Below are 25,684 nucleotides of genomic sequence, written 5' to 3'. Positions count from 1 at the left end.
GGAATGGTTCGAAGCGGCAGACCTGATCGTGAAAGGCATGGAAGGCGCAATCGCGGCTAAAACCGTGACTTACGATTTCGAACGTCTGATGGAAGGAGCTAAGCTACGGAAATGTAGCGAGTTTGCCGACGACATGATTGCAAATATGTAATTGCGAGATTGTTGAATAATCATTGGGGGCATCGCGCCCCCTTTATTTTTCATCTTGTCAAAAATTCTTCTGCAAAATCCCTGCAAAACCCCTCTGCAAAACAGTACGCAAAATAAGCAGTTTAGTGTGTGGAATTTCTTATTAGTTTACTCGATGTACTATCTGAAGTTCTTCCAAGGCCAGTTGTTTTACTGCTTCAATTGCTCCGTCGATGGCGGTATTTATTCTATCCCCATATGCATCGGGTTCTTCGTAATCATAAGGAAAAGGATCATGACCAATCTCAGCAATCATTATTTTGAGTGATGAAGTTACTTTCGGGTTCAATATTATGGATTTTGTGATCATGACCTCCGCTAGTGATGTCATTGCTTCCAATAATTTCTGCTGAAGCTTTTTACCTTTCTCTTTAGTTTCTTGAGCATTAACCGCTGTGTCATAGTCTTTTTGTGCCTCTTTAATTTCTTGCCAAAAATGTTCTTCTTGCTCGGCTGTGAAGTAGGGTTGATAACTATTGGCCATGTAATGTGGTGCCATGTGCAAATCTATAATTCCAGATTCGTAATCTACCCACTTTTTGATATTGAAAAGTAGACTATATATGTTTTCATATAACTCATATTTTTTTTGCCAAACCTGTTGCGAAATCCATAATTCAGAACTGATTTTTTTATCGATTCCTTTAATTGCTTCGGTATTTTCAATGAGTTGCTTTTTTAGTCTTTCGTAGTTAGCGTTGTTTTCCTGGATTTTCGCTTTCTCATTTAATCGAGCTAAAACATAGTTAAATAATATAGCGAGGAATAATATTCCTAGAGTTAGAAATATGATTTGTGTAGTTGTAAAAGTAGAGCTTTGCAATGCTTTTATCAGTTCATACAATTGCTTTTCTGTTAACATGTTTTAAATTCCTTTTAAGCCTGAGAAGCCAACTGTAATATAAAACCTAATAACATTAAATAGATAAAATTATCCAATCTTTTCCCCGGTCATCGTTGTATCTGTCCGTCATCTGTTGGCTTCTGTGTCCCAGTAATTTCTGAGTATCGATGCCCTGTGCACGATAAAGTCTTTCAGATAATGAGCGCTGTTCATGGAATGTTGGCGGCGTACCTTCTATCCATTCCATACCACTCCGATCCCTGACGTGTGAAAAGGAAGATGTGATCGAAGCGCTCGAGACCTTACCGCCACGCTTTGCTTTGCCCGTTGTATGATGGATATGTAAAATATATGGGCTGACTATCATGTCCCTGCACCGGTTGAGCACTTCACGCAGAGATATTTCCAATTCATTGCAACGCAGAGAGAGTGGGATCGCCAACTTCATCCCGGTCTTTTCCTGTTCAACGTGCAGGTGATCGTCCCAGACGTCTGAAAATTTCATGCGCGAGATATCACCCAGGCGCTGGCCAGTAACAACCGCAAGAAGCATAGAGTTCTGCACATAATTTTGCGCTGTCTCAGCTGCTTTGAAAATTACCCGCCACTCTTCAATATCAAACCTTTCACGCTGTACCCTGTTAACTGGTTTTCTGGTGGCCATTGCCGGGTTGTATCCGGGTTCCACTTCCCCAGCATGCTGAGCTTCTTTGTAGACGTCGACCAAAACCATGCGCACCACCTGCGCCATGCGGCGCTGCCCACGATCCTTGTACTGCTCGATTATTGCAGCAATCTCTTTTGCTCCGATGGACTGCAATTCCATGGCGCCGCACTCCCGCCGGAACGCCTCGACTGGCGCTGATTTTTGCTTAAACGTATTCAGTTTTATCTCGCCGCTCTTCAACCGCTCGTTCTGAATTTTTAAGTATTTGTCCAGCCAACTCGATACGGTGATAAACAGCCCGGCTCTGGTATTAATTTTTTCACGGATCTTAAAAATTTGATTCATTTTCTGTTCGGCCAGGCGAGTGTTTGCATCGAGGGCAATTTCTTTTGCCTCCTGTTCGTTATCGCCTAAGCCGTGAAATTTACCGGTGACAGGATGCTTGTAACGCCAGTAAACCTTTTTGGTTCTGGCGTCTGTGTAGCAGGATAGTCCGGGAATATTCACGTTGTATTTACGTGGCCGCGCCATCTTCGAGAATCCTTTTTAAACGTGGATTGTCATCCTTCTTAATCACTGGCTTATCGGTCATACCGATAAAGCGCGCTGTCGCGTCAACACGCCAGCACCGCCCAGCCTTGAAGGGTGGGGGAAAGATCATGCCGCTTTGCGCATACTTCAGCAGAGTCGGTTTGCTGGGTATTGGAGCGGAAAACTCATCCTGAGCCCATGCATCTAAAGTTAAAGTTCTCGACATGAATCACCCCACACGTTTAAGTTATAGCCGGCTGCACACCGGCTTACAGATTTGAAAGTTTTTCGATTGCCTTATCGAACGTTTCCACCGCAACATCCAGATCAGCGGCACATACCTTTGCTTTAATGGCGCGGACTTCCTCTGGTGATTTTGCGTCGCGGATCTGGGCCATTAAATCCAGAATAAATGATGGCGCTGAGTCAGGTGTAACGGCTGGCGCTTCACCCGGTCGCAAAACCAAAAGTTCGCTTGCCATTGCTTCAGCCTCTCCCCAGCGCAGAGAAGGGGAGCGATGCGCGATGATTTCCTTCAGACGTTCGTTTGTTAAATTCTTCATTATTCATCTTCCTTTTTAACGATGCACTTGCAGTGATGAGCAAAACAATTAGCGAATGCATCGCGCTGGCTATCATCGATATCAAAATTATCTTCTAACCAGTCACACAGTTTTTCTTTGCTGATGACTGGCTTTTGCGGCGTAATGTATTTTTCCCGGTAAACAGGAATCATACCCGGACCGGCATCCTCTTCACCCGCCTCACCTTCGATGTGGCCGCGCGCAAGGTGCGCGTCGTTTAACCAAGCCACTGGCACCTGATCGCCTTTCAGCGCTGCGAGTTCTGCCTCAAGCCGCGAGTTGGTGTGGCGTTCTGCTTCGAGCTGCTGATTGGCATCCGCGAAAAGCACATATGCACCGTCATATTGTTCGCTGATATAGGCTTCATGAGGCCATATCTCAAAATTGAATCTTCTTAACTCTGGAATATCAGTTTTGTCAGTCATGACAGTTCTCCTGCTGGCGCTAAGAGCTTAAATTCGGACACCCATACCCACGGGTTTGCTTGCCAGCATCGTTTTGAATCGCCACCGTATATGGAATCCCATAACCAATAAAAAACCTCTCTGGCATCGTGGCTGGCGCCACCCAAATACTGATCACCAGGATTGATGCAGTACCGGCCAGAAGCCGGAAGTTGGCAAATACCCTCGCGGACAACATCACCTGAACTGATATCCTGAAGACGCTGAACGCCAACATTGGTTATTTCCAACTGAATACGGCTGGCCCAGCGCGGCATGTGCAGGGACGGTCGCAGTTTCCCTGGCTCGGTTACTACTGGGGGAGGGTCAAATCCTGTCCACCTGCCAGTACGAACACCATCGGCTTCTAACTGAATTGGTGCCCAAGGATTTTTATAACCAGCTGACATCGACAGATCCGCAACCTCGCGCGGTGAATGTATATCAAGGCTTTTTGCCATCCTGAAAGCCTCACGCACCCAGAGCTGATCACCTGGCTTACCCAGCGGACAGTTGCGGTAATCACCGGCGGCAACTTCTCCAGCCAGTTCATTTCCCGCGAGCTCGCAACCCATGTCTTTATCGATAAGCGGGAGTTTAATCACCCGGCGCGTCTGCGTCTTGCGACCGCAGAGAATGGCCTTAACCATCTCAGCGTTGAATAAAATAGGGCGCTCTTTCATAGTTAGTCATTCCAACAAGAGATTTCTTCATCGATGCATTCATCGATAACATCGACAGTAAGCGCCTGGGCGGCGATCAAGGCTCGGGATATAAAGTTGTGCCTGATAGGGTCGTACCAGTCATGAAACTCAGGTGTCCAATACTCTTTCCCCATCCCTTTCCACTCTTCGATCGCGATTTCCTCAGCCATTGAGTACAACCAGCTTTCGGCGCTGACTAACGCTGTTTCGCGGATGTAACCTTTAAGGTGGCGCTTGCGCCAAACTGGCGATAACTTTGAGTCGCAGAAGGGTTTGAAACGCAAAAACCAACGGCGGATAAAACGGGCATGAATTGACTTATTTTTCATGATTTACCTCGGCAAATTGATTTGATAGTCAGCGCAGAAGTCCAGCACATACAGGCATTCAGCCGGGCTTTCAGTTTCGTTAACCACATCACACCCGCCAGAGTGGAGACAGTTGCAGTTCATGCAGCTGATCCGGTTGTCGAAACAGTTTTTAGCCATGTGATAGCCGTTGCAGTTTCCGCCGCTAAACCGGTGGGGGAATTCGTAGGCGGGGCAGCGGCATGTAACCTGCTTTCCGTCCCAGTACGCTTTCACGCCGTCCGGTTGTTCTTTGTACAAAATAGAGTGACCGGTCATCGTATCTAGGGTGCCAACTGGCCGTGATTTCTTCATGGCTGCATACCTAAATAAGTGATTGCCATAACCACGCCGAGGACCAGATAGAAAGCGATATCAGTTTTCATGAAATACCCCTTTAGCTGATTTCGGCGTGAGCGAATCCCTTGCCAGTGATGGCAATTAATTAAAATCAGATGGTTTTAAATTATCTTTGGGCTTCGCCACCCAGCGCGGAAATAAGGTTCGATATAAGCGCTGAATATTCACTGGTGACCAGAATGAAATCGGCATCAAAGCGCGCGGCAAAATCTTCGCGGTCGATGTCGTCGTTCTGATCGGCCAGCGTGTCGCTCGGTTTCAATTTTTTCAGCGTGAAGGCATCGTTGATCTGGAAGCTGAGGCGTTCCTGCCAATCCATCGATACCTGAGTGACCAGCTTACCGTTTTCGATATGGCTGCTGATCTCGTCGCTGACCAATGCCTGTTTCTTGCAGCGGATAGTGCCGCCTTCTTCCAGAATGGCTTTCAGCTCAGCTTCATCCTGAAGGGTGAATCCCGCTGGAGTCTGGCCGCTGTGCACCCATTCTGTCAGGGTAAGTTCGATCGGTGTTTCCATCGTCAGCGGCACCACCGGGAGCGTACCGAGGCTTTTACGCAGGAGTGCAAGCATGTCTTCTGCTTTTTTTGCGCTGACCGCGGCGACCATGATCAGGCGATTATCCAGGTCAATCCACATGAAGGTTTGGGTGAAGCGACTGAACGCGCGCGGCATCAGACTGTGCAACACCTCATCTTTCAGCGAATCTTTCTCGGTCTTCTTCAGCTTGCGGTGCTGCTCGTTTTGAAGCTTCTCAACTTTGTCAGCCAGTTCCTGCTTAATCACAGGCGCCGGAAGAATTTTCTCTTCGCGCTTCGCACAGATCAGCAGTTGGTGACCGGCTGCGTGCACCAGCTTTTCGGTACCGAACTTACCCATCGGGGAAACCCAGCCGGTTTTCGCCATGTCCTGGCTGCCGCACGGCGAGAAAACGAACTGAGACATCTGACGTTGCATTTCCGCTGCATCGAGCGCGATATCGCGGCTCATGCGGTAAATCTGGACGCTTTTAAACCAAAGTTCTTTCACGTTGATTACTCCTGTTTATGCCCACTGCACCGGGCTAATTACTCACACACATAGAAAAGGGCCACCGGTTGCGCACTGGGTGTGCTGGTGGGGCCAGCGAACCCTTGTCTATGTCTGCGAAAAAAATTGGCGGTGGCCATGATCAGAACATTATCTTCGCTCCCCCTTGGGTAGGTTGAAGAGTCATGCCACCGCCGAAAGACAACTACACACAGCAATTATCGAGTTCCACGTCGATCTGGTCGGGCGGCGGGAGTTGAACCCGCAACAGGGTAAGGAGCCCTGCCATCACCTGATGCTTGCCACAACGTTAAGAGCACTGATTCTGTGGTTCAGAAGTTGACGGTTAGTGAGACTTTCAACACCCAGTGCTCTTAACGTTGTGCTGCTGATGAATTAAATATACAAAACGTATTTTAATAAGTAAATACAAATTGTATACATTGCGTGCCGATGCCGGGTAACATAATGTATTTTAAGTTGTTTTAATTATCTGGGATGCTGATTTGTGATGGGAGAGCTCGGGGGTGATTCAGGGGGAAGGATGTTAGAAAGCCAGCCTCAAGACTGGCTTAAGATCAGAAGTGCTTAAACAAGGCGCAATTTTGTTTCAACAGCAACGCCAATAATTCTGCAGTTGCCATTGATAGGCACTAGCGGCCATTGGGGGTTCAACCCTTTCAAATACTTCTGCCCGCCGTCAATAACAAGCTTTTTGAAAGTGGCTTCATTGGAGTCTGAAAGCTTGGCGATGACTAAACTACCGTTGGTTGCATCTCGCCCAGTATCAAATAAGACGTAAGTGCCCTCTGGAACGCTTAGGCCCACAGGAGCAGTCATTGAATCGCCATCAACCTTAAGCCAAAAAGCATCTCCCTGAATATGCGCATCAGACTCCAGCCATTGGTCTATGTCTTTCAAGGAGTAAGCTTCAACAGCCTCCCCCCACATCCCAGCCTTAATACTGCTTACTACAGGATATTTTTTGCCAGGAGAATAAGGCCCAACGTAGGCAACGTCACCCTTAAGTTTTTCATCGATAATTAACCCGCCAGCACCAACCGAAAAGTTTCGTTTTCCTAAGAAATGCAGGATTTTAGAAATGTCACTAAGGCTGGGTTCCCGCCTGGCATTTAGCCAATGGCTCACCGCACCTTTAGTAATACCAAGATGTTCGGCTAACTGTTCTTGATTGATGCCCTGATTTTTCATCAGAGACTTAGCGAGATCGTACCATTTCATAGTCATACCCAAATGATACAAGTTGTATACATACAATCGAGACACATAACGTATATCTTCTTGCGAGATATGAATACAAAATGTATATTTAATTTGTTTACAGGAGATCTCAATGAACAACCTACGAGCCATACGAACCAAACTGGGCATTACTCAAGGGCACTTAGCTGATGCTCTGGGGATAACAAAGGGAGCGGTTTGTCATTACGAGAACGGCAAGAGAAACGTAAACATTGATCAATGTAGGACCATCGTTTCTGCGCTCAACAATTTTGGCGCGAATGTAAGCATTGATGATGTTTTTCCACCAACAAAGTCTATCACTGCTGGCGCTCGGCCATAACTACCGAAGGAAAAACGAAATGGTAGACCTGAAATCAACAGTAAAAGCGATGTGCAAAGCATTCCCCGGTGGTCGTTCTGCAATGGCTGGCGCTTTGGGCATGACTGAAACGCAGTTCAACAACAACCTGTACGAAAAGAACGGCTGTCGCTTCTTCGAGGTTGCAGAGCTGGAAGCCATGGAAGACATCAGCGGCACCAGTTGCCTGGCTGAACACTTTGCGCAGCGCCGCGGTGGTCTGTTCGTAGATATCCCGCAACTGGAGGAACTCGATCAAGTTGAGCTCTTCGGCAAAAGCATGCGCACTGCGGCGCACCGTGGTCATGTCGACATGATCATTCAGGCTTCGCTCGAAGACGGTGTGATTGATGAGGCTGAGGCAGAACAGATTATGAAGCACCACCGCCGACATTTGGCCGCGCGTGAGGCTGAAGTTAGAGCAGTAATTTCGTTGTTCGGCAAGAAGTCAAAAGCCGGAAAGGGTGACGCCCCAAGTGTGCAGCTCGGGGCGTCGGTCGCATCAACTAAACAGTGTGGAGTAATTAACGCATGAACAGTTTACTCATAAAAGCCGGAGTTCCGCAAATCCGCTGTGTGGCAACTGGCGGTACCGCTGGCTCTCTTTCGTACGAAGTGATGATAGGCAACCGCTGGATCCCGTGCAACTACCAGTTCGCGGCATGGTGGGTAGGTTATGTCTGTGAACACAGCCGGAAGGTGAGCGCATGTCTGAAGAAATCCAAAAGCTGGACCGGCGTTACAAGGATTGGCGGGGCGTTGTGGTACACGTCGTGGGCTTCGACCGAGCGGGGGATCGCGTCATCTTCATGCGCGCCGGCTATCCGCATGAGTGCGCCCAGCCTACTGAACAATTCCGGCGAAAATTCACGAGGGTCCTATGAGCGTTAAGTTATCCGCATACGTCTGGGACGGGCTGGCTCAGGCTGGCGTTAAAGGTACCCAATTGCTGGTAATGCTGCGTCTTGCGGATTTCTCCAGCGATGAGGGCACCTGCTATCCGGGTATTGAGACGATTGCCCGTCAGATTGGAGCTGGCCGCAGCACGGTTATCACCGCTATCACCCAGTTGCAGAAAGACGGCTGGTTGTCCCGCGAAGAACGCCGCAAGGGTAATCGGAACAAGACCAATCTGTATTACCTGAACGTGAAGAAGCTCCGTGAAGCAGCTGCGGGTTTCTATTCTGATAGTCCAGTTTCTGAACATTCAGATTCTGAACGTTCCAATTCTGAATATTCAGATTCTGAACGTCCAGAAAACGTGAATAAAAGCGGTTTTGACCGTCCAGAATCTGGAGGGGATCCGTTAGTAAATTCAAAACAAGATCCATCAGATATAAAAACCCTTTGTCAGCCTGCTGCGCAGACCGACGCCGAGGTTGAAATTACTGATCAGGCTAAACAGGCACTGAAACACCTGAACCAAATCACCGGATCACGTTATCAGCCTGCCAACAGCTCGCTGGAAAACATGCGTGCCCGTCTGCGAGAAGGCCACACCCTGGAAGAACTTCAGCTGGTTATCGAATACAAGCAGGTTCACTGGGGCGACTCTCCGAAGATGGCCGAGTATCTGCGTCCGGCAACGTTGTTCCAGCCAGCAAAATTCGAAGGCTATCTGCTCAGCGCGACCAAATGGGCGAAGAGTGGCCGCCCGGTCTGTGTGAACGGCAAGTGGACCGCTGACGGTGAGGTTTCAGTTGATACCACCGAGCGCGACGCAGCATACCGCCGGTTCATCAGTGGTGTAGCGGCAACCAAAGCCCCGAGCGAATTGGAAAAACTGGTCTGCACCGAGGCCAGCAAGGCCAGCGTCCGAAGCATGCGCAGTGACTTCGCCATTACTACGTGGGCCAAAATTTGGAAAGAATGCGCCCAGCGCCAGCAGGGAGTGAAAGCAGCATGAAAACATACCCAGAGTTAGTTCTCGAAGAGCTACAACGCGACGCCACCCCGCGTACATCGGCACAGCTAGAAGCTGAGATTACGGCCAGAACGGGCGTTAAGGCGCACAAGACAGCAGTGCATGGCGCAATCATCGCATTGAGAGCCCGGCCTGAAGTACACCTGGTTCATACCGAGACTTACCCGCGCAAATATAGCCTTGCAACACCATCAGGTTCAGTGAAAACCAAGGCTGAAATCAGTGCTGAGTTTGAGCGTAATTTGTGGGCAGTACGTCAGGGAAGGGGACAGGCATGACAGTTCAAGTTGTTAGTTTTTCCGGCGGCAGAACGTCGGCTTACCTGGTTCATCTGATGGAACCGCGCCGCGCAGCTGGTGAAGATATCCGTTACGTGTTCATGGACACTGGCGCTGAGCATCCGAAGACTTATGAATTCGTACGCAACGTTGCGAATCACTGGGCTATTGATCTGGTCTGTCTACGTGTTGTTGTGACACCTGAACTGGGTAAAGCGAACAGCTATCGTCAGATTGGCTTGGATGAGATAGGGCCGGATCTTCAACCGTGGCGCGATGTTTGCGAAAAGTATGGGACCCCTTATGTTCATGGCGCTTTTTGCACCCGCACTATGAAAATTGAGCCATTCGACCGCTACTGCAAAGACCATTTCGAAAGCTTTGATAAATGGCTGGGGATCCGCATCGATGAGCCGCGCCGCCTGAAGGAGCGTGAAGGTTTTCACTATTTGGCGGCCATCAGTGATTTTGAAAAACAGGATGTGCTCGATTGGTGGGCGGCTCAGCCTTTCGATTTGGGGTTGGCTGAACATCTTGGTAATTGTGTGTTCTGCATTAAAAAGGGCATCAATAAGGTCGCGCTCGCTACCCGCGATGAACCACAAATGGCTGCAGATTTTATGGATGTGATCACCAGCGAAAGCGTCCGAGTAGTAGAACGCAGCCAGCAGGAAAACAAGATCATGTATCGAGGTGATAACTCGCTTGAGTCCATCATTGGGATTTTTTCTGAACATTCCCGTGATGAAATCGCGGCCACAGTTCGAGGTATGGGTGGGTATGATTCCGGATCTTGCAGCGAATCCTGCGAGGCTTTATCAGATGAAGAAGACTGCGCCACTCAGGCTGATGAAGTAACACCAGAACCAATTCATCAATACGCAGACACTCTCTCAGCGCTGAGGAACAAACCTGCCCACAAGCTGAAGGAAGTCGGAGATCAATGGTGCACACCTGACGCGCTTTTCTGGGGCATCAATGCGATGTTTGGCCCCTTAGTCCTCGACCTTTTCACAGACGGTCAAAATAGCAAATGCCCGGCGTTCTACACCGTTGAAGATAACGCTTTAGCTCAGGATTGGGCGGCGCGCTTAAGCAACCTGAATGGTGCAGCATTTGCTAATCCGCCGTATTCCCGCGCCAGCAAACACGAGGGTCAATACATTACCGGCATGAGTCATATCATCAATCATGCATTCCAAATGCGTGAGCTGGGTGGTCGCTATGTATTCCTTATTAAAGCTGCCACGTCAGAAACATGGTGGCCTGAAGGCGCGGATCACGTCTCATTTATTCGCGGACGTATTGGTTTTGATTCACCGTCATGGTTTGTTCCGGCTGATAAAGACCAGGTTCCGACTGGCGCTTTCTTTGCTGGCGCGATCGTCGTGTTTGATAAGACATGGCGTGGCCCGGCAATCAGTTATGTCAGCAGAGAACAGTTGCTGGCGCAGGGGGAGGCATTCCTTGAGCAAATCCGCTGGCAGGCGGCGCGCCTTAACAATTCAACGTCGGAGGTGGCAGCGTGAATGAACTTCAAAAAATCTGGCTCAATGCTTACAACGGCTGGCTGATGGCGGTCTCCCCTTCGGGGGAGCTGCATCCCACTGATTACACCGCGGCGCGTGAACATGCTGATGCTGTGCTGAATAGCCTGGTCAAGGCTGGGGAGGGTGCATGCAATTGATCCTGCCATTCCCGCCGAGTGTTAACGGTTACTGGCGTGCCACCAGCAAAGGCATGTTGATCAGCGCCCGCGGACGTGTATACCGGTCAAACGCGATTGCGGCTGTTTATGAGCAGTTGAAGCGCAAGCCACAGCCGCTGACTGCTGAACTCGACGTGCATGTCGTCCTGTTCCCACCGACCCGGGCGCGCCGGGATCTGGATAACTTCCAGAAGGCGCTGTTTGACAGCCTGACGCACGCCGGAGTGTGGGCCGATGACAGCCAGGTGAAGAGAATGACCGTTGAATGGGGAGACTTAACGCAAGACGGAAAAGCAGAAGTAAGGATCATTGATTTCAAACCCGTCGGTGTGCAGCCGGCTGAACGTGTGGGGTATTTATGTCGAACAGTTTGCTGTCAGGAAAAGTGGTAACGATGTCGAGCCGTGAGATAGCGGCGCTGGTACACAGTAAGCACGGGGATGTGAAGCGCTCTGCTGACAGGCTTGTATCTGGTGGTATTTTAAGCGCGCCGTTGGCGCACACCCCCTATCAGCATGAGCAGAACGGTCAGGAATATCAGGAATACTGGTTCAATAAACGTGATTCTCTGGTGCTGGTCGCCCGGTTGTCGCCGGAGTTTACCGCCGCGGTGGTTGACCGTTGGCAGGAGCTGGAAACCAAAAGCCAGGTCCCACAGTCATTACCGGAAGCCCTCCGCCTGGCTGCGGATCTGGCTGAAGAAAACCAAGCCTTAGAATCACGGCTGGCGCTGGCGGCCCCGAAAGTGGAGTTTGTCGATCAGTACGTCATGGCGAAAGGTTCAATGGGCTTCCGCGCAGTCTGCAAATTGCTGCATGCCAAAGAACCGGAGTTTCGCCTGTTCCTGTTCGAGAAAGGGATTGTTTACCGGCTTGAAGGCCAGTTGACTCCAAAGGCCATTCACTTAGAAGCCGAGCGCTTTGAAGTGAAGACAGGCACAAGCCAGCAGAATCAGCATGCGTTCCGGCAGGCTCGCTTCACGGCGAAGGGTGTTGAATGGGTTGCCGGGCTGTGGGCCGGATATTTGAAACAGAAACAGGAGAGCGCGGCGTGAGAGCATTATTGAAGCCATACCCACAGAGGGATTTGGGGATCGTGCTGTTGCGGCCTCCGGGCGACATGCTGCAGCACTTTAGCGGTAAACGTCTGCTGATCACCGACGAGCCAGCGGACCTGCGCAGCGCGCCGGACGGCCTGGTACCGGTAGAGGCTCAGCCGTTATCGCGTGATCCGCGTCTCGCCGCATTTCTTTCGTCAGAGCGTGTGATTGGCCTGGCCGGTGGCTGGGATGCGCTGGCGCAGTGGGTAAAGCGTAACCGCTGCTGCCAGTGCACCGACTTTGGCGGGCAATATCATCATCATGAGTTGGTGCAGGTGCGCAGGGCGCGCGGGACCGTTTCCCTGTGCTGGACTCACGACAATGAATACCGCGACAAAGAATCAGCCAAACTGGACGCCACAGCGCTGGCGAACGTCACCGAATTTGTGACTGAAGCTATCCGCGCCCGTTCTCGGCTGCCAGACGGCCACCGCCTGACCTTGCCGGAGCTTTGCTGGTGGGCAACGAGTAAGGGATTGGCGGCACAACTGCCGGAGGAAGTCATTTGCGAGGCTCTGGGCGCGAAATACCGTGCACCTGGCACCCAGATGAAAGAATCCGACACCAACCCGTACGAGAAAGAACCGCGTGAGGCGCTGGTGAGCAACATCAAACCTGTGCTGGCGCTGGCAATCGATCCGGAGACGCCGGAGTCATTCTTGCTGCGCCCGAAGCGCCGCCGGTACGAGAACACGAAGTACACCCAGTGGGTAAAGCGCCAGCCATGTTGTGCCTGTGGTAACGGGTCTGATGATCCGCACCACATCACCGGTAACGGATTTGGCGGTATGGCGACAAAAGCGCATGACCTGTTTGTGATCCCGCTGTGCAGACGGTGTCACGACTCACTTCATGCGAATACCCAGGATTGGGAAAAAGAACACGGTACACAGGAACATCTGTTACTGACGACATTAGACCGCGCGCTGGCGATGGGTGTTATCGCTACCGGCAAAGCAAAATAAGAGTGTGGAGAGAATAATGCGTGATATTCAACTGGTATTAGAGCGCTGGGGTGCTTGGGCGTCTTGCGACGGCAGTGGGGTCGACTTCCCATCCATTGCTGCTGGGTTTAAAGGACTTATTCCATCATCTAAGAAGTCGAGAGCATCCTGCTGCGATGATGATGGCTTGATCGTGAGCTCAGCGGTCAATTGCTTAAAAAAGAAAAATCCATACCTGTGCACACTAATAGAATGGCATTACGTGCTTGATATACCTGTTAGAATTATGGGGACAAAGCTGGGCATTTCGCACACCCAAGTATTAAAGAGACTTCAATCGGCAGAAGGTTTTATAGACGGCTGTCTTGCCATGCTTGATGTGAGCCTTGAGATGGACCGATATACAAGTAAAGAACCGCAGTCTTTACCTAAGAGAATTCCCTTAACAGCATAAATCATGGAGCTTTTTATGATGAAAATCGACGATATTCGTTACCGATTTGAATGTCATATGGATAAGTTTTACCCCGAACTCGACCTTGGTATGAAGGGGGATATGCTTACCATTATGAGCCCCAGTGGAAGGAATGATATTGAAATTGAATATTCCACTCCTGCCGTTCAGCTCATGTGGAAAATGTTCTGTTCGGGTGCTGAGTCAGAAAGAAAAAGCATGACAGTTTCATTACCTGCAATGCGCAGTAAACCAGAAGGTTACTATGATGCTGGCTATAACGAAGGGATTCAGGATAGTCGAAAAACATTGATAGCGGCTGGCGTCAAAGTACGCGAAAACTAATGTTGTGGAATTCCAAAAACGCTTTTAATCTGTTAAGAGTGGTCACGTAGTCACAAAGCTTAGACAATTTCAAAACCTCGCTCCGGCGGGGTTTTTTGTTATCTGGTATCATTGGTTGCATAAAAAACAACAAATGGTGACCAATGATAGATTCAGTGAAATCCTTCTTTATCGGCATCTACGACCATTATGCTGCTTTGACCGGAATCATTTTTTTTCTGGCGATTTTTAAACTTATCTTCCCGATATTCATGTTTCTCTTAACAGAGATAACAAATCGGGTAGAAGAGAAGAGGAGTGTGAAAGCGCTCGTTAAATCAGGACTAAGTTTTGAACAGGCTCAGAAATGGTCAAGAAATACATGGCGCCCCAAAAGGAAACCATCATTGGTCATGAAATTGTTCAAAAAAACACGTCTTCTTTTCTCAAAAAAATCTGACCAATAACAAGCCGCGAAAGCGGCTTTTTTTATGCCCTCAATTCGGTTGTGAGGACACCAACAGCGATAAGGGGTTTATCAATGTCTGATCCATTGTCTGGCGATGCTGGTGCCACTGTGGCACTTGCTGGCGTCAGTATATTCGGATGGGTTAGCGGTCTGGACTATGGCGTAGTTTTCGGTTCCTTTGCTGGCGCTATGTTCTATGTTACCTCAGCCACTGACCTTACTCTTCTTCGCCGGGCCTCTTATTTCTGTGTGTCCTTCATGGTAGGGCTTTTCGGGGCTGGCGTGATGGGTTCGAAATTATCTTCATGGCTCGGATACAGCGATAAACCATTGGATGCTCTGGGCGCGTTAATCATTGCAGCAATAGCAGTTCAGTTGCTGACCTTCGCGAGCAACAGGGCGAAAAACCCAACATCACTGATTGATCGGTGGAGGGGGAACAGTGGTAATAAATGACCCGCTGGTGATTGGCAACGTAGTGCTTTGCAGCCTGGTTGTCATTCGCCTCAGCTTCTTCCGTAAGAAGGGCGCTACCCATCGGACGTGGGCTTCATGGCTGGCATACCTGCTGATCCTGGCATATGCGACGGTACCGCTCCGATTCATGTTTGATCACTACACCAGCACCCACTGGGCGGCTTTCGCAATCAACGCGATCATCTGCGTTGCTGTGTATCGAACCGGTGGCAACGTCGCCAAACTATTCAGCGCCCTGAGACATCCACAATGACAAAAGACCAATTTACACGGGCGGCTTCCCTGAGCGCCGACTTAGCCGCGCGCTGGTATCCGCATGTGGTGTCCACGATGGCTGAATTCGATATTTCTACCCCGGCGCGTCAGGCGGCATTCATTGCGCAGGTTGGGCATGAGTCTGGCGGCTTTAGGAAGCTGTGGGAGTCTTTCGACTATTCCGTTGAAGGTCTAAAAATCTTCGGAAAACGGCTCACAGATTCTCAGCGTCAACAACTCGGACGGCAAGCCGGTGAGCCGTATGTGCCAATGGAAAGGCAGAAGGCTATTGCTAACCTCGTCTATGCAGGCAGGTTCGGTAATAAAGCCGCCGGAGACGGTTATAAATTCCATGGTCGTGGCCTGAAACAGATCACGTTCCTCGATAACTACCTGGCCTGTGGCCGCGCGCTGGGTCTTGATTTGATCGGAAGCCCAGATCTGTTGCATCAGCCGGAATATGCGGCGCGGTCGGCGGGCTGGTTCTGGAAGGCAAACAACTGCAACAGCTTTGCCGACTCAGGCGACTTTGTGGGGCTGACCAAACGAATCAACGGTGGCGTAAATGGTCTGGCCGATCGGCAGGCTCGTCTGGCAATTGCCCAGAAAGCGCTGGGCATCTGAGAGGCACGACGTGGAAACATCATTGTTCGCTGCTGTGCTTAAGGCTTACTGGAAATCGGCTGTTGCCATATTACTGGCCGCCGCGCTGGTCTGGTGGATTGAGGGGCTGCGCTGGGACGCTGACGTGTCAAAGTTGAAAGCGACCCACACAGCGGAGCTGAAGAAATTCAGTGATCAGGCAGTGATTGACCTGACCAACCAGAAGAAGCGCACCGAAGCGGCACAAACCGCACTGGCGGCGCTGGATGCCAAACACACGAAGGAATTAGCCGATGAACAGGCCAATAATGACAGGCTGCGCGCTGATGTCGCTGCTGGCACTCGCCGGGTGCGGATCGCAGCAGCAAACCTTGCCACCTGCAAGCTCGTCGGGAACAGCACTACCGGAACCGGCGGCGTGGGCGATGCAGCACAAGTCGAACTCTCTGGCGCTGGTGGACGGGCTGTTCTCGATCTCCGAGCCAGCGCCATCAAAGACAACGAAGTGATTGAATATCTCCAAGGCTATATCGAGCAAGTTGCAAAACAATGCAAACCTTAATTGTCTGGAGAAACTTCCTGGATAACAACCTCATCCTCATTGACCGACTGGGTTGGTTGTTGGGCTGATTTAAGGCTCTCCCAATGATTGATGCTAAATGGCACAACTTTTTGGATAGCAACAAAATGGCCTTTGTCATGGTTGGCAATATATCCATCGATCACAGGCGTTAGCATGCAACCAAGTGGCACTTCAAGATTAGATTTAACCCAGATTGAGAACTTCAGATTTCCTGGTGCAGTCACTTTTAAAATCTGCAGGTTTTCTGCCGTTGAAAAGATTCTGTCTACAACTTTCCATTCCATAGGTTTTCACTCTGTTGAAAGGATACCCTAACAATAGAGCACAAAATGCTAACAGTCCTTAGAAAATGTCAGAAGTTGAGCTATGAGTTCTTAATATTGCAGTCAACCAGTACTAGTAACAAGTGTCCCTATACCTTGATTGCTATGCCGCTGAAGCAGAGATGCGTTGCAAATCCCAATAGACTTTCTCTACTTTTACAACTGAGAGTGTTAGCTTAAAACCTCACTTTTCAAAAGGAGATTGTTATGTTAGAAGGTTATTATCCAACTGGTGAAAGTAGAGAAAATAAGCAGCGTCTATTAGCAGTCCAAGCTGCCTTAGAAATTGTTAAAGCTTCAGCAGGTTCAGCCGGTGCAAACGCGAGAACTGATAAAGTAGAAGAAGATTTAAAATACGCTTCAAAAGAATTGAAGAACTTTGCCGATGCTATTCAAGCAGCTCTCAAGTAGTTCTTATTGATAAGAATTAAGCCGCCTTCGGGCGGTTTTTTTATGCCTGGAGTTTATGTGTCCTACGTCTTTTATCTAACACCATTTAAAGCCGGTGATATTGGCGGTGGTATCAACAATTCAATATCCAGACTTCCGCCTGATGCTTGGGTTTGCATTCGTGACGCTGACACGATGTTCCTCACACCTCAGCAGCAGAAACAAATCGCGGATATTGCTGGCGCTGATCCTGAATTCGATGTGATCGGATGTATGACAAACCGGCTCCGATCTCCATACCAGACGCATGGCGGTCAACTCAGCGATGAACCGGATATTCGAGTTCATCTGCAGATTGCCGAAGAGCTTGAAAGCCGTCACTGGGGCGAACTGGTGGAACTGCCAGCGCCAGAAGTTGTAGCCGGAATGCTGATGCTATTTCGCGTTTCTCTCTGGCAGAAAATTAAGTTTCAGCAGCGCTCCATCTATTTCGACAAACAGTTCTGCGCTGCAGTGCGTGCGGCTGGCGGTAAGCTGGCAATAGCGCGCGGCGTGTACCTGTTTCATCTTTACCGGTTCGGTAAGCCGAATCCCTGCGATTACACGGCGCATTTAAAATGACAAAGATTGGTATCGGGATCACCACACACAACCGCTATGACGTGTTCAGTAAGACGCTGGCGGAAATAAAACGTCTGGCACCTGCTGGCTCTGAAATCGTCGTTGTTGATGATGCGAGTGATAAGCCGGTACCAGAAGCAACCTTTCGTTTCGTGCGGAACGTGGGCATCGCCGCGGCAAAGAATAAGTGCTTCGAGCTCCTGGAAGGTTGCGATCATATCTTCCTGTTTGACGACGACACTTACCCGGTGATCGAGGGCTGGCATCAGCCATACGTCGCCAGCCATGAGCCGCACCTGATGTACATCTTTCAGGACTTTGCGACCGGCACCAAGCTTAACGACACCATCAAGATTTATCAGGACAGCGAGATCACCGCCTGGTCACACGCGCGCGGCTGCATGCTTTACTTCAAGCGCATCTGTCTCGATGTTGTCGGCGGTATGGATCCGGTGTTCGGTAAGTGGGGTTGGGAACATCCGAACCTGTCTGAGCGAATTTATAACGCTGGTCTGACGTCATTTCGTTATAGCGACGTGACGAACAGCGCTGGCCTGTTCTGGTCTGCTGACGAGCATCAGCTGGTTCAGTCCACGGTTGCCGGTCCTGACCGTTCAGTGATGATCACCCGCAACCGGCCAATCTATGAGGCGAACCGAGACAGTGACCGGTTCGTGCCATACAAACCGGCAGCAGGTGAAGACGTGATCATTACCACCTACTTCACCGGGCAACCTGACCCACAGCGCGGTGAAGTGTGGAAGCCTGACTATGAAGAACTGCGACCGCTGATTGACTCAATGCGCGGTCAGAAGCTGGTGATCCTGCATGACTGCTTCGATGTTGCAGACAGCGACACAGTGCAGCACATCAAGGTTGAAACCAGCCTCTCACCTTACTGGCAACGATGGGTAAGCATCCTTCAATACCTCCACCAGAACCCGACCACGCGTCGGGTTTTTTGTGTCGATGGTACCGACGTGGAGATGCTCAACAATCCATTCGACTGCATGGGCGCTTATCTCTACACCGGTGATGAACCGGAGAAGGTTGACTGTCCGTGGATGCGCAACCATCACCCGGCTGCTTTCCTTCAATCATTCATGCGCAGCAATGCGAACCACACGCTGCTGAATGCTGGCCTGCTGGGTGGCAACCGTGACGTGGTGATCGCGTTCATCACGAAGATGCTGCGTTACTGGGCGGACAACGTGAGCGATGTGCATTACCGCAAGGCGGTGACCGTAGGCGATAGCGACATGGGCCTGTTCAACTATACGGCTCTGACGTTCTTCTGCGATCGGCTGCAGCACGGGCACCAGGTGAACACGGTGTTCAAACGATTCGAGCGCACCGGCGCCAGCTGGTTCAGACACAAGTGAGGCAACATGAAGAAGCACATTCAGTTAGCAAAGCTGTATAGGTCCGGTCTGTTTTACGGGTATGGCATAGCTGTTGACGGCGAATTGCTTGAACAGCAGATCGATACGAACATCATCAGCGAGGCTAACAAGATGCCGTCTATTACTGCCCGCTTCAGACTAAAAGAGCAGCAGGCTGAGAATCCAATCATCATTGACCTCGATCAGCATGAGACGGAATGAAAGAGCCTATGCCACCTCGCATACCACGCGCATGCCGAAAGCATGGGTGTCGTCACACTACCATTGACCGTTCTGGCTACTGCCCTGAGCACATCAATACCGGATGGGAGAACCATCAGCAGGGTAAGACCAGACAGGAGCGCGGGTATGGTGCCAACTGGGACAAGCTTCGCCCTCTCATCCTTGCGAGAGATAAGCACCTGTGTCAGGAACATAAACGACAGGGCAAGCCAGTGCCGGCGACAACAGTCGACCACATTCTTGCAAAGGCAAAAGGCGGGACAGATGACCCAGCCAACCTTGAGAGCCTGTGCTGGCCGTGCCACCGAAAGAAAACTGGGCGCGACCGGCTCGGATGATATCAATTCTCATTTGCTGGGGAGGGGCGGGCAAAAAGTTCAGAGCCCAGGCTCTGCCGAACCGCCGCCTAAGTTTTTGTTACGCGCCCGCAGGTTGGAAACCTTTTTCATGGGGATCCCCAATCGCGATTAATAGGAGTTTTCTATCATGTCTGGACCACCGAGAACCCCAACGAATCTGCGTTTGATCAAGGGGAACCCTTCAAAACGTGCAATAAACAAGTCAGAGCCAAAACCTCCGTCAGGGGTACCCCCAGTTCCGAAGCATTTCAATAAGCAAGAGAAGTATTGGTTCAAGCGGATCGGTGAAGAGCTGGATGGTTCCAACGTGATCACACATCTCGATGGAATGGCACTTGAATTGTTGATCGGTGCTTATGTGGAATGGAGAAGTCACCGAGACATTCTGGATGAGGAGGGGGAAACCTACAAAACAAAGACGATGACAGGCGACACTCTGATTAAAGCTCATCCGCGGGTTGGAATGATGGCAGATGCCTGGAAACGCCTACGCGGCATGATGGCAGAATTCGGCATGACACCGGCTTCACGCAGCAAGGTAAGCAGCGATGGTGCAGGGGAAGCCGACCCACTCGAAGAATTTTTGAAAAAGCGCAAATGATGAATGGCAACGGTTTCGGATGGTATCCAGTACGCCGAGCGCGTGCTATCCGGCGAGATTGTTGCTGGCGAACTGGTGCGGCTTTCGTGCCAACGATTCCTTAACGATTTAGAGCATGGGCCGGAACGCGGCGTCTACTTCAGCGAGGATCGCGCACAGCACATCCTCGATTTCTATAACTTCGTCCCACACGTAAAAGGTGCACTGGCAGGCAAGCCGATAGAGTTAATGGCCTGGGACATCTTCATTCTGATAAACCTGTTCGGGTTCGTGATCCCTCTGATCGACGAAATGACCGGTGAACAGATGTTTGACGATGACGGCGACGCGATCATGGTTCGCCGTTTTCGCACTGCTTACAACGAGGTGGCGCGCAAAAACGCCAAGTCTACGCTCTCTTCTGGAATCGGCCTGTACATGACCGGTGCTGACGGCGAGGGCGGCGCCGAAGTCTATTCAGCGGCAACCACCCGCGACCAGGCACGCATCGTTTTTGATGATGCAAAGAACATGATCAAGAAAGCACCCCGTTCGCTGGGCCGTTTGTTCGGTCATGTAAAACTCAACATTCACCAGGAGCGCTCCGCCTCCAAGTTTGAGCCACTTTCCAGCGATGCGAACAACCTCGACGGCCTGAATATCCATTGCGGGATCGTCGATGAGCTCCACGCTCACCGGACCCGTGATGTCTGGGACGTGCTGGAGACAGCCACGGGTGCCCGCCTGCAGTCATTGCTTTTTGCCATCACAACAGCAGGTTCAAACAAAGAGGGGATCTGCTTTGAGCAGCGCGATTACGCCATAAAGGTATTGCGCGGCGTTGTAGATGACGACACTTACTTTGCTGTCATTTACACGCTGGATGAAGACGACGACCCGTTTGATGAAAAGAACTGGCCGAAGGCAAATCCGGGGCTGGGGATCTGTAAGCGCTGGGACGACATGCGCCGTCTGGCGAAAAAAGCGAAAGAACAGATCGCCGCGCGCCCGAACTTTTTCACCAAGCACCTCAATATCTGGGTGACCGCTGAAAGCGCCTGGATGGATATGGCCCGCTGGGATAAGTGCGGTGACATCGCTCCGGATGAAGAGCTGGTCAACTGGCCGCTTTGGGTGGGTATCGACTTAGCCAACAAGATAGACATCTGCGCCGCGGTTAAAACGTGGCTTGCACCGAATGGCCACACCCACACCAAGTCGAAATTCTGGCTCCCCGAAGGGCGACTGGAAACCGCGCCGAAGCATATTTCTGAGCTTTACCGGAAATGGGCGGATGCCGGATATCTGGATTTAACCGATGGTGACGTTATCGATCACGGCTATATCAAAGCCGAGGTCGTAGCCTGGGTGAAAGGTGAAAGCCTGAAAGAAATAGCCTTCGACCCGTGGAGCGCAACCCAGTTTAGCCTGGCGCTGGCCGAAGAGGGATTACCGCTGGTCGAAGTTGCCCAGACGGTAAAAAACCTGTCTGAATCCATGAAGTCAGTTCAGGCCGATGTCTACGGCAGCAAGATCCACCACGACGGCAACCCGGTAATGACGTGGATGATGTCAAACGTCACCGTTAAGCCTGACAAAAACGACAACGTGTTCCCGAATAAATCAACGCCGGAAAATAAAATCGATGGGCCGGTGGCGCTGTTCACCGCCAAAAGCCGGTTACTCGTCAACGGTGGTGATGATAAGCAGGACTTAACCGACTTCTTCGAAGATCCGATAATGATAGGTGTCTGATGAAATCCAAAAAACAACCGGGGCGTGTAAAGAGCGCCCTTTTAAATTGGCTCGGTGTACCTATCAGTTTGACCACCGGCACGTTTTGGCAGGAGTGGATGGGTACCAGCAGCAGCGGTAAAACGGTGACCGTCGATAAGGCGATCATGCTGTCAGCTGTCTGGGCCTGCGCGCGATTGCTGAGCGAATCAGTCTCAACGTTGCCACTAAAAGTCTATAAGCGGGAAAAGGACGGTTCGCGTGCACTGGCGACCGATCACCCAGCCTATAAAGTGCTCTGTAAACAGCCCAATGGAGAAATGACGCCGTCCAGATTCATGCTGATGCTGGTGGCCAGCATTTGTATGCGGGGTAATGCTTTCATCGAAAAGCTAATGATCGGGCAAAAGGTTGTTGGTCTTAACCCGCTTCTTCCTCAAAACATGGTCGTTAAGCGCCTCGATAACGGGCAACTGCAGTACACCTATACCGATAAAAACGGGCAGCGCGATATCCCCGTGAAAAACATGATGCACATCCGCGGGTTCGGACTCGACGGCGTCTGCGGCATGATGCCGATGATGGCCGGGCGGGATGTTATTGGTTCGGCCATGGCGGTTGAGGAATCTGCCGCGAAAATCTTTGAAAACGGCATACAGAACTCAGGATTTATCAGCGCTAAGACAGATATAAACGCGGAACAAAGAGCGCGCTTAAAGCAAAATCTGAGCACGTTTGTGGGTTCAAAGAATGCCGGTAAGGTCATGGTTCTTGAAGGCGACATGACTTATCAGGGGGTAACGATGAACCCTGAAGCCGCGCAGATGCTGGAGAGCCGCTCCTTCAGTATTGAAGAAATCTGCCGCTGGTTCCGGATCCCGCCTTTTATGGTCGGGCACATGACCAAACAGAGCAGCTGGGCGTCAAGCGTTGAAGGCATGAACCTTTTATTCCTGACCAACACGCTGCGCCCGCTGCTGGTCAATATCGAGCAGGAGATAGCGCGCTGCTTGCTGGGTAATGATGAAGATTATTTTGCCGAATTCTCTGTGGAAGGTTTACTCCGCGCTGACAGCGCCGGGCGCGCGGCTTATTACACTACCGCCTTGCAGAATGGCTGGATGAGCCGCAACGACGTCCGCCGGCTGGAAAATCTGCCTCCGATCCCGGGCGGCGACATTTACACCGTGCAGCTGAACCTCACCGCGCTTGAAGATTTACGCCAAAACAACCAGGCAGCCAGAGCGAACGCACTGCTCGAGCTCCATAACCAACTGTTCCCCGATATTTCTTTCGAACATTCCCCGCTGAAAAAGGCGGCTTAGGAGCCAACCCATGTCATTAAAGAATCTTCCGGCAGCGCCGGAGGGGCGCCCGTGCGCGAAAGTCACCAGTGAACTATCACCGGCCGCTTTGGATCGCTGGGACGGTGGCATTAAGGCTGCCAACAGCAACGACAACACGATCTCTATTTTCGATGTCATTGGTTCTGATTACTGGGGGGAGGGTGTTACCGCTAACCGAATTGCTGGCGCTCTTCGCTCAATGAACGGGGAAGACGTCACGGTGAGCATCAACTCGCCGGGCGGTGACATGTTCGAAGGGCTGGCAATCTATAACCAACTCCGAGAATACAGCGGCAAAGTCACCGTAAAGGTGCTGGGCATCGCCGCTTCTGCCGCATCGATTATCGCCATGGCCGGTGACGAGGTGCAGATTGGTCGCGGAGCGTTTCTTATGATCCACAATTGCTGGGTCGTCGTGGTTGGAAACCGGCTTGACCTCGCGCGCGCGGCTCAGGATATGGAGCCCTTCGACCGGGCAATGCAGGATATTTATTCCGCCCGCAGCGGGCTTGATGCCGAAACGGTGTCAGGAATGATGGACAACGAAACATATATCGGCGGCAACGATGCGGTCGAGAAAGGTTTAGCTGACCGGCTTTTGTCGGCGGATGAAATCTCCGATGGAGACGAAAGCCCTGCAGCAGCGCTGCGAAAACTCGACGCGCTGCTTGCCAAGGCCAATACGCCGCGCTCAGAGCGCAGAAAACTTCTCAAATCTTTATCTGCCAGTACGCCGGGCGCTACTGACAATCAACAAGGTAAGCCGAGCGCTACCGACTCTCCAAACCCTGAAGACCTCAAACAACTTGAAAACGCGCTGGCCGCGTTCGGCAAATAAGGAAACACCATGTCCGAAGTAAATGAAATCCTGAAAAAAGTAACCGCTAGCATTGAAGAAGCCAACGGTAAATTCAGCGCCAAAGCTGAAGAAGCGCTGACTGAGGCACGTAAATCCGGCACGCTCTCTGCAGAAACCAAAGCCGCAGTAGACCAGATGGCGTCTGAGTTCAATGCTCTGCGCGAAGCTGAAAAAACTCTTAAATCGGCGCTGGGTGAGTTGGAGCAGCACGTCGCGCAAATGCCTCTGAACAATGCCGCTAAGGTTGCCGAGACCGTGGGTAAAGTGGTGATCAGCTCAGAAGCGCTGAAGAACTTTGCGGCGAGCGTTGAAGGCGGCAAGCGTGTAAACATTCCTGTGAATGCGGCGTTACTGTCCACGGATGTTGCCGACGGCGTTGTCGAGCCTCAGCGTTTACCAGGCATCGATACTGCGCCGAAACAGCGTTTGTTCATCCGCGATCTGATTGCTCCGGGCCGCACCGGCGCCCCGGCGATTTTCTGGGTGCAGCAGACCGGTTTCACCAACGCGGCGAAGGTTGTTGCTGAAGGAACCACTAAGCCTTACAGCGGCATTGAATTCGCCACCAAAATCACCCCGGTCACCACCATTGCTCACATGTTCAAAGCATCGAAACAGATCCTCGATGACTTTGCTCAGTTGCAATCAACGATTGATGCAGAAATGCGCTACGGCCTGAAATATGTTGAAGAGCAGGAAATTCTGTTCGGCGACGGTACCGGCGTACACCTTCACGGCATCGTGCCTCAAGCCTCTGCGTTCGACCCGGCATTTTCGGTAGAGCAGCAGAACGGCATCGATGATCTGCGTCTGGCAATGTTGCAGGCACAGCTGGCGCGCTTCCCTGCATCCGGCCATGTCCTGCACTTTATCGACTGGGCTAAAATCGAACTGACCAAAGACACGCTGGGCCGCTACATTCTGGCGAACCCTTCAGCTCTGACGGGTCCTACGCTGTGGGGCTTGCCGGTCGTGGCCACAGAAACTGCCGCCTTCCAGGGTAAATTCCTGACGGGTGCCTTTAATGCCGCCGCTCAGTTGTTCGACCGTGAAGACGCCAACGTGGTGATCAGCACCGAGAACGCAGACGATTTCGAAAAGAACATGATTTCGATCCGTTGCGAAGAGCGTCTGGCGCTGGCAGTTAAACGCCCGGAAGCCTTCATTTATGGTTCCTTCTCAGGTGTCCCAACCACCTAATCTGCTTTCATCTCATAAGCGGCCGCATGGCCGCTTTTATTTGTGGTGATCACAATGAAATTAATCGCAATTAAGCCGATTTATCACAACAGCAACGTTGTGGTAGAGCAGGAAACCTTTGAAACCAATGAACAGCATGGGCGTGAACTGGTCGCTAAGGGGTATGCAGTTGAAGTGCAGGTAAATCTTCCGTCATCTGGCTTTGTTCCGGATGGCGAAGAAAATAATCT

The 25,684-nt window shown here is 51.0% G+C and carries 36 protein-coding genes and 3 pseudogenes; 29 read left to right on the top strand and 10 right to left on the bottom strand.

The window, feature by feature from the left end; genetic code table 11:
- Window positions 1–151: pseudogene (locus ED901_RS25360) on the top strand (NADP-dependent isocitrate dehydrogenase); the annotation flags it as partial.
- Between the two features lie 141 nt (window positions 152–292).
- Here the strand turns inward: ED901_RS25360 and ED901_RS09090 are convergent.
- The 9 genes from ED901_RS09090 to ED901_RS09045 all read right to left on the bottom strand — a co-directional run bounded on the left by ED901_RS09090 (window position 293) and on the right by ED901_RS09045 (window position 6,944).
- Window positions 293–1,051 (bottom strand): hypothetical protein, encoded by a 759-nt coding sequence (locus ED901_RS09090; RefSeq protein WP_122095718.1) that lies wholly within the window; start codon window positions 1,049–1,051, stop codon window positions 293–295.
- A 55-nt stretch (window positions 1,052–1,106) separates the two neighbouring features.
- Window positions 1,107–2,231 (bottom strand): phage integrase Arm DNA-binding domain-containing protein, encoded by a 1,125-nt coding sequence (locus ED901_RS09085; protein WP_122095717.1) that lies wholly within the window; start codon window positions 2,229–2,231, stop codon window positions 1,107–1,109.
- Window positions 2,215–2,457, bottom strand: coding sequence for an excisionase (locus ED901_RS09080; protein WP_122095716.1), 243 nt, complete (start codon window positions 2,455–2,457; stop codon window positions 2,215–2,217). The genes ED901_RS09085 and ED901_RS09080 overlap by 17 nt, the downstream gene beginning before the upstream one ends.
- Before the next feature lie 43 nt (window positions 2,458–2,500).
- Window positions 2,501–2,794, bottom strand: a complete 294-nt coding sequence (locus ED901_RS09075; protein WP_122095715.1) for a hypothetical protein — start codon at window positions 2,792–2,794, stop codon at window positions 2,501–2,503.
- Window positions 2,794–3,240 carry a hypothetical protein gene (locus ED901_RS09070; protein WP_122095714.1) on the bottom strand — a complete coding sequence of 149 codons (447 nt, stop codon included), beginning with the start codon at window positions 3,238–3,240 and terminating at the stop codon, window positions 2,794–2,796. The genes ED901_RS09075 and ED901_RS09070 overlap by 1 nt, the downstream gene beginning before the upstream one ends.
- Complete coding sequence (locus ED901_RS09065) at window positions 3,237–3,941, bottom strand: hypothetical protein (protein WP_122095713.1); 705 nt, start codon at window positions 3,939–3,941, stop codon at window positions 3,237–3,239. The genes ED901_RS09070 and ED901_RS09065 overlap by 4 nt, the downstream gene beginning before the upstream one ends.
- A 2-nt stretch (window positions 3,942–3,943) precedes the next feature.
- Window positions 3,944–4,291, bottom strand: coding sequence for a hypothetical protein (locus tag ED901_RS09060; RefSeq protein ID WP_122095712.1), 348 nt, complete (start codon window positions 4,289–4,291; stop codon window positions 3,944–3,946).
- A 484-nt stretch (window positions 4,292–4,775) separates the two neighbouring features.
- Window positions 4,776–5,696: a recombination-associated protein RdgC gene (rdgC, locus tag ED901_RS09050; RefSeq protein WP_256370268.1), complete on the bottom strand. Its 921-nt coding sequence runs from the start codon at window positions 5,694–5,696 to the stop codon at window positions 4,776–4,778.
- A 588-nt stretch (window positions 5,697–6,284) separates the two neighbouring features.
- Window positions 6,285–6,944, bottom strand: a complete 660-nt coding sequence (locus ED901_RS09045; protein ID WP_122096099.1) for a LexA family transcriptional regulator — start codon at window positions 6,942–6,944, stop codon at window positions 6,285–6,287.
- 106 nt (window positions 6,945–7,050) lie between these two features.
- Here ED901_RS09045 and ED901_RS09040 point away from each other — a divergent pair, with 106 nt between their 5' ends.
- The 17 genes and pseudogenes from ED901_RS09040 to ED901_RS08965 all read left to right on the top strand — a co-directional run bounded on the left by ED901_RS09040 (window position 7,051) and on the right by ED901_RS08965 (window position 16,396).
- Window positions 7,051–7,281, top strand: coding sequence for a helix-turn-helix transcriptional regulator (locus ED901_RS09040; RefSeq protein ID WP_122095710.1), 231 nt, complete (start codon window positions 7,051–7,053; stop codon window positions 7,279–7,281).
- A 19-nt stretch (window positions 7,282–7,300) separates the two neighbouring features.
- Complete coding sequence (locus ED901_RS09035; protein WP_240993901.1) at window positions 7,301–7,834, top strand: YmfL family putative regulatory protein; 534 nt, start codon at window positions 7,301–7,303, stop codon at window positions 7,832–7,834.
- A 172-nt stretch (window positions 7,835–8,006) separates the two neighbouring features.
- On the top strand, window positions 8,007–8,183 hold the full coding sequence (locus ED901_RS09030; RefSeq protein ID WP_072158026.1) for a DUF4222 domain-containing protein: 177 nt from the start codon (window positions 8,007–8,009) through the stop codon (window positions 8,181–8,183).
- Complete coding sequence (locus ED901_RS09025; RefSeq protein ID WP_122095709.1) at window positions 8,180–9,205, top strand: conserved phage C-terminal domain-containing protein; 1,026 nt, start codon at window positions 8,180–8,182, stop codon at window positions 9,203–9,205. The genes ED901_RS09030 and ED901_RS09025 overlap by 4 nt, the downstream gene beginning before the upstream one ends.
- Window positions 9,202–9,501: a hypothetical protein gene (locus tag ED901_RS09020; protein ID WP_122095708.1), complete on the top strand. Its 300-nt coding sequence runs from the start codon at window positions 9,202–9,204 to the stop codon at window positions 9,499–9,501. Before ED901_RS09025 ends, ED901_RS09020 begins: the two co-directional genes overlap by 4 nt.
- Window positions 9,498–9,872, top strand: a pseudogene (locus ED901_RS25595) (phosphoadenosine phosphosulfate reductase family protein); the annotation flags it as partial. The gene ED901_RS09020 and the pseudogene ED901_RS25595, both read left to right, overlap by 4 nt.
- Window positions 9,873–10,370: 498 nt before the next feature.
- A pseudogene (locus ED901_RS25590) lies at window positions 10,371–11,000 on the top strand (phage N-6-adenine-methyltransferase); the annotation flags it as partial.
- A 26-nt stretch (window positions 11,001–11,026) separates the two neighbouring features.
- Complete coding sequence (locus ED901_RS25085) at window positions 11,027–11,188, top strand: hypothetical protein (RefSeq protein WP_162997846.1); 162 nt, start codon at window positions 11,027–11,029, stop codon at window positions 11,186–11,188.
- Window positions 11,179–11,601, top strand: coding sequence for a RusA family crossover junction endodeoxyribonuclease (locus tag ED901_RS09010; protein WP_122095706.1), 423 nt, complete (start codon window positions 11,179–11,181; stop codon window positions 11,599–11,601). Before ED901_RS25085 ends, ED901_RS09010 begins: the two co-directional genes overlap by 10 nt.
- Window positions 11,568–12,263 carry a phage antirepressor KilAC domain-containing protein gene (locus ED901_RS09005; protein ID WP_122095705.1) on the top strand — a complete coding sequence of 232 codons (696 nt, stop codon included), beginning with the start codon at window positions 11,568–11,570 and terminating at the stop codon, window positions 12,261–12,263. The genes ED901_RS09010 and ED901_RS09005 overlap by 34 nt, the downstream gene beginning before the upstream one ends.
- Window positions 12,260–13,273 (top strand): DUF968 domain-containing protein, encoded by a 1,014-nt coding sequence (locus ED901_RS09000; RefSeq protein WP_122095704.1) that lies wholly within the window; start codon window positions 12,260–12,262, stop codon window positions 13,271–13,273. The genes ED901_RS09005 and ED901_RS09000 overlap by 4 nt, the downstream gene beginning before the upstream one ends.
- A gap of 16 nt (window positions 13,274–13,289) precedes the next feature.
- A complete protein-coding gene (locus tag ED901_RS08995) occupies window positions 13,290–13,706 on the top strand; it encodes an antiterminator Q family protein (RefSeq protein ID WP_122095703.1) in 417 nt (138 codons plus the stop codon).
- Window positions 13,707–13,721: 15 nt separating this feature from the next.
- Window positions 13,722–14,051, top strand: a complete 330-nt coding sequence (locus ED901_RS08990) for a hypothetical protein (protein WP_122095702.1) — start codon at window positions 13,722–13,724, stop codon at window positions 14,049–14,051.
- A gap of 520 nt (window positions 14,052–14,571) precedes the next feature.
- Window positions 14,572–14,955: a phage holin family protein gene (locus ED901_RS08980; protein ID WP_122095700.1), complete on the top strand. Its 384-nt coding sequence runs from the start codon at window positions 14,572–14,574 to the stop codon at window positions 14,953–14,955.
- Window positions 14,942–15,229, top strand: a complete 288-nt coding sequence (locus ED901_RS08975) for a phage holin family protein (protein ID WP_056769639.1) — start codon at window positions 14,942–14,944, stop codon at window positions 15,227–15,229. The genes ED901_RS08980 and ED901_RS08975 overlap by 14 nt, the downstream gene beginning before the upstream one ends.
- A complete protein-coding gene (locus tag ED901_RS08970) occupies window positions 15,226–15,855 on the top strand; it encodes a glycoside hydrolase family 19 protein (protein WP_122095699.1) in 630 nt (209 codons plus the stop codon). The genes ED901_RS08975 and ED901_RS08970 overlap by 4 nt, the downstream gene beginning before the upstream one ends.
- Window positions 15,856–15,865: 10 nt before the next feature.
- Window positions 15,866–16,396 (top strand): lysis protein, encoded by a 531-nt coding sequence (locus tag ED901_RS08965; RefSeq protein ID WP_240993900.1) that lies wholly within the window; start codon window positions 15,866–15,868, stop codon window positions 16,394–16,396.
- Here the strand turns inward: ED901_RS08965 and ED901_RS08960 are convergent.
- On the bottom strand, window positions 16,393–16,701 hold the full coding sequence (locus ED901_RS08960; RefSeq protein WP_122095697.1) for a hypothetical protein: 309 nt from the start codon (window positions 16,699–16,701) through the stop codon (window positions 16,393–16,395). The two genes, ED901_RS08965 and ED901_RS08960, sit on opposite strands and share 4 nt — an antisense overlap.
- Before the next feature lie 246 nt (window positions 16,702–16,947).
- Here ED901_RS08960 and ED901_RS08955 point away from each other — a divergent pair, with 246 nt between their 5' ends.
- Genes ED901_RS08955 through ED901_RS08910 form a run of 11 tightly spaced genes read left to right on the top strand, consistent with a single transcriptional unit; the run spans window position 16,948 to window position 25,454 of the window.
- Window positions 16,948–17,151 carry a hypothetical protein gene (locus ED901_RS08955; RefSeq protein WP_122095696.1) on the top strand — a complete coding sequence of 68 codons (204 nt, stop codon included), beginning with the start codon at window positions 16,948–16,950 and terminating at the stop codon, window positions 17,149–17,151.
- 57 nt (window positions 17,152–17,208) lie between these two features.
- On the top strand, window positions 17,209–17,751 hold the full coding sequence (locus ED901_RS08950) for a hypothetical protein (protein ID WP_162997845.1): 543 nt from the start codon (window positions 17,209–17,211) through the stop codon (window positions 17,749–17,751).
- The gene (locus tag ED901_RS08945) at window positions 17,748–19,133 is read left to right on the top strand and encodes a glycosyltransferase family 2 protein (RefSeq protein ID WP_122095694.1); all 1,386 of its coding nucleotides are present in this window, start codon (window positions 17,748–17,750) and stop codon (window positions 19,131–19,133) included. The genes ED901_RS08950 and ED901_RS08945 overlap by 4 nt, the downstream gene beginning before the upstream one ends.
- A 6-nt stretch (window positions 19,134–19,139) precedes the next feature.
- Window positions 19,140–19,355, top strand: coding sequence for a hypothetical protein (locus ED901_RS08940; protein ID WP_122095693.1), 216 nt, complete (start codon window positions 19,140–19,142; stop codon window positions 19,353–19,355).
- A gap of 8 nt (window positions 19,356–19,363) precedes the next feature.
- Window positions 19,364–19,714 (top strand): HNH endonuclease, encoded by a 351-nt coding sequence (locus ED901_RS08935; protein ID WP_122096098.1) that lies wholly within the window; start codon window positions 19,364–19,366, stop codon window positions 19,712–19,714.
- Window positions 19,641–19,847, top strand: a complete 207-nt coding sequence (locus tag ED901_RS25080; protein WP_162997839.1) for a hypothetical protein — start codon at window positions 19,641–19,643, stop codon at window positions 19,845–19,847. The genes ED901_RS08935 and ED901_RS25080 overlap by 74 nt, the downstream gene beginning before the upstream one ends.
- Before the next feature lie 15 nt (window positions 19,848–19,862).
- The gene (locus ED901_RS08930; protein ID WP_122095692.1) at window positions 19,863–20,336 is read left to right on the top strand and encodes a phage terminase small subunit P27 family; all 474 of its coding nucleotides are present in this window, start codon (window positions 19,863–19,865) and stop codon (window positions 20,334–20,336) included.
- Between the two features lie 3 nt (window positions 20,337–20,339).
- Complete coding sequence (locus ED901_RS08925) at window positions 20,340–22,070, top strand: terminase large subunit (RefSeq protein ID WP_122095691.1); 1,731 nt, start codon at window positions 20,340–20,342, stop codon at window positions 22,068–22,070.
- Window positions 22,070–23,374, top strand: coding sequence for a phage portal protein (locus ED901_RS08920; protein WP_122095690.1), 1,305 nt, complete (start codon window positions 22,070–22,072; stop codon window positions 23,372–23,374). The genes ED901_RS08925 and ED901_RS08920 overlap by 1 nt, the downstream gene beginning before the upstream one ends.
- Window positions 23,375–23,384: 10 nt before the next feature.
- Window positions 23,385–24,233, top strand: a complete 849-nt coding sequence (locus ED901_RS08915; RefSeq protein WP_056769652.1) for a head maturation protease, ClpP-related — start codon at window positions 23,385–23,387, stop codon at window positions 24,231–24,233.
- Window positions 24,234–24,242: 9 nt separating this feature from the next.
- A complete protein-coding gene (locus tag ED901_RS08910; protein WP_056769654.1) occupies window positions 24,243–25,454 on the top strand; it encodes a phage major capsid protein in 1,212 nt (403 codons plus the stop codon).
- Window positions 25,455–25,684 lie beyond the last annotated feature (230 nt).

Source organism: Rahnella sp. Larv3_ips (genome assembly GCF_003697865.1).
Classification (GTDB): domain Bacteria; phylum Pseudomonadota; class Gammaproteobacteria; order Enterobacterales; family Enterobacteriaceae; genus Rahnella; species Rahnella rivi.
The sequence above is the reverse complement of the archived record's forward strand: the minus strand, read 5'-3'. Positions and strand labels throughout refer to the sequence as shown.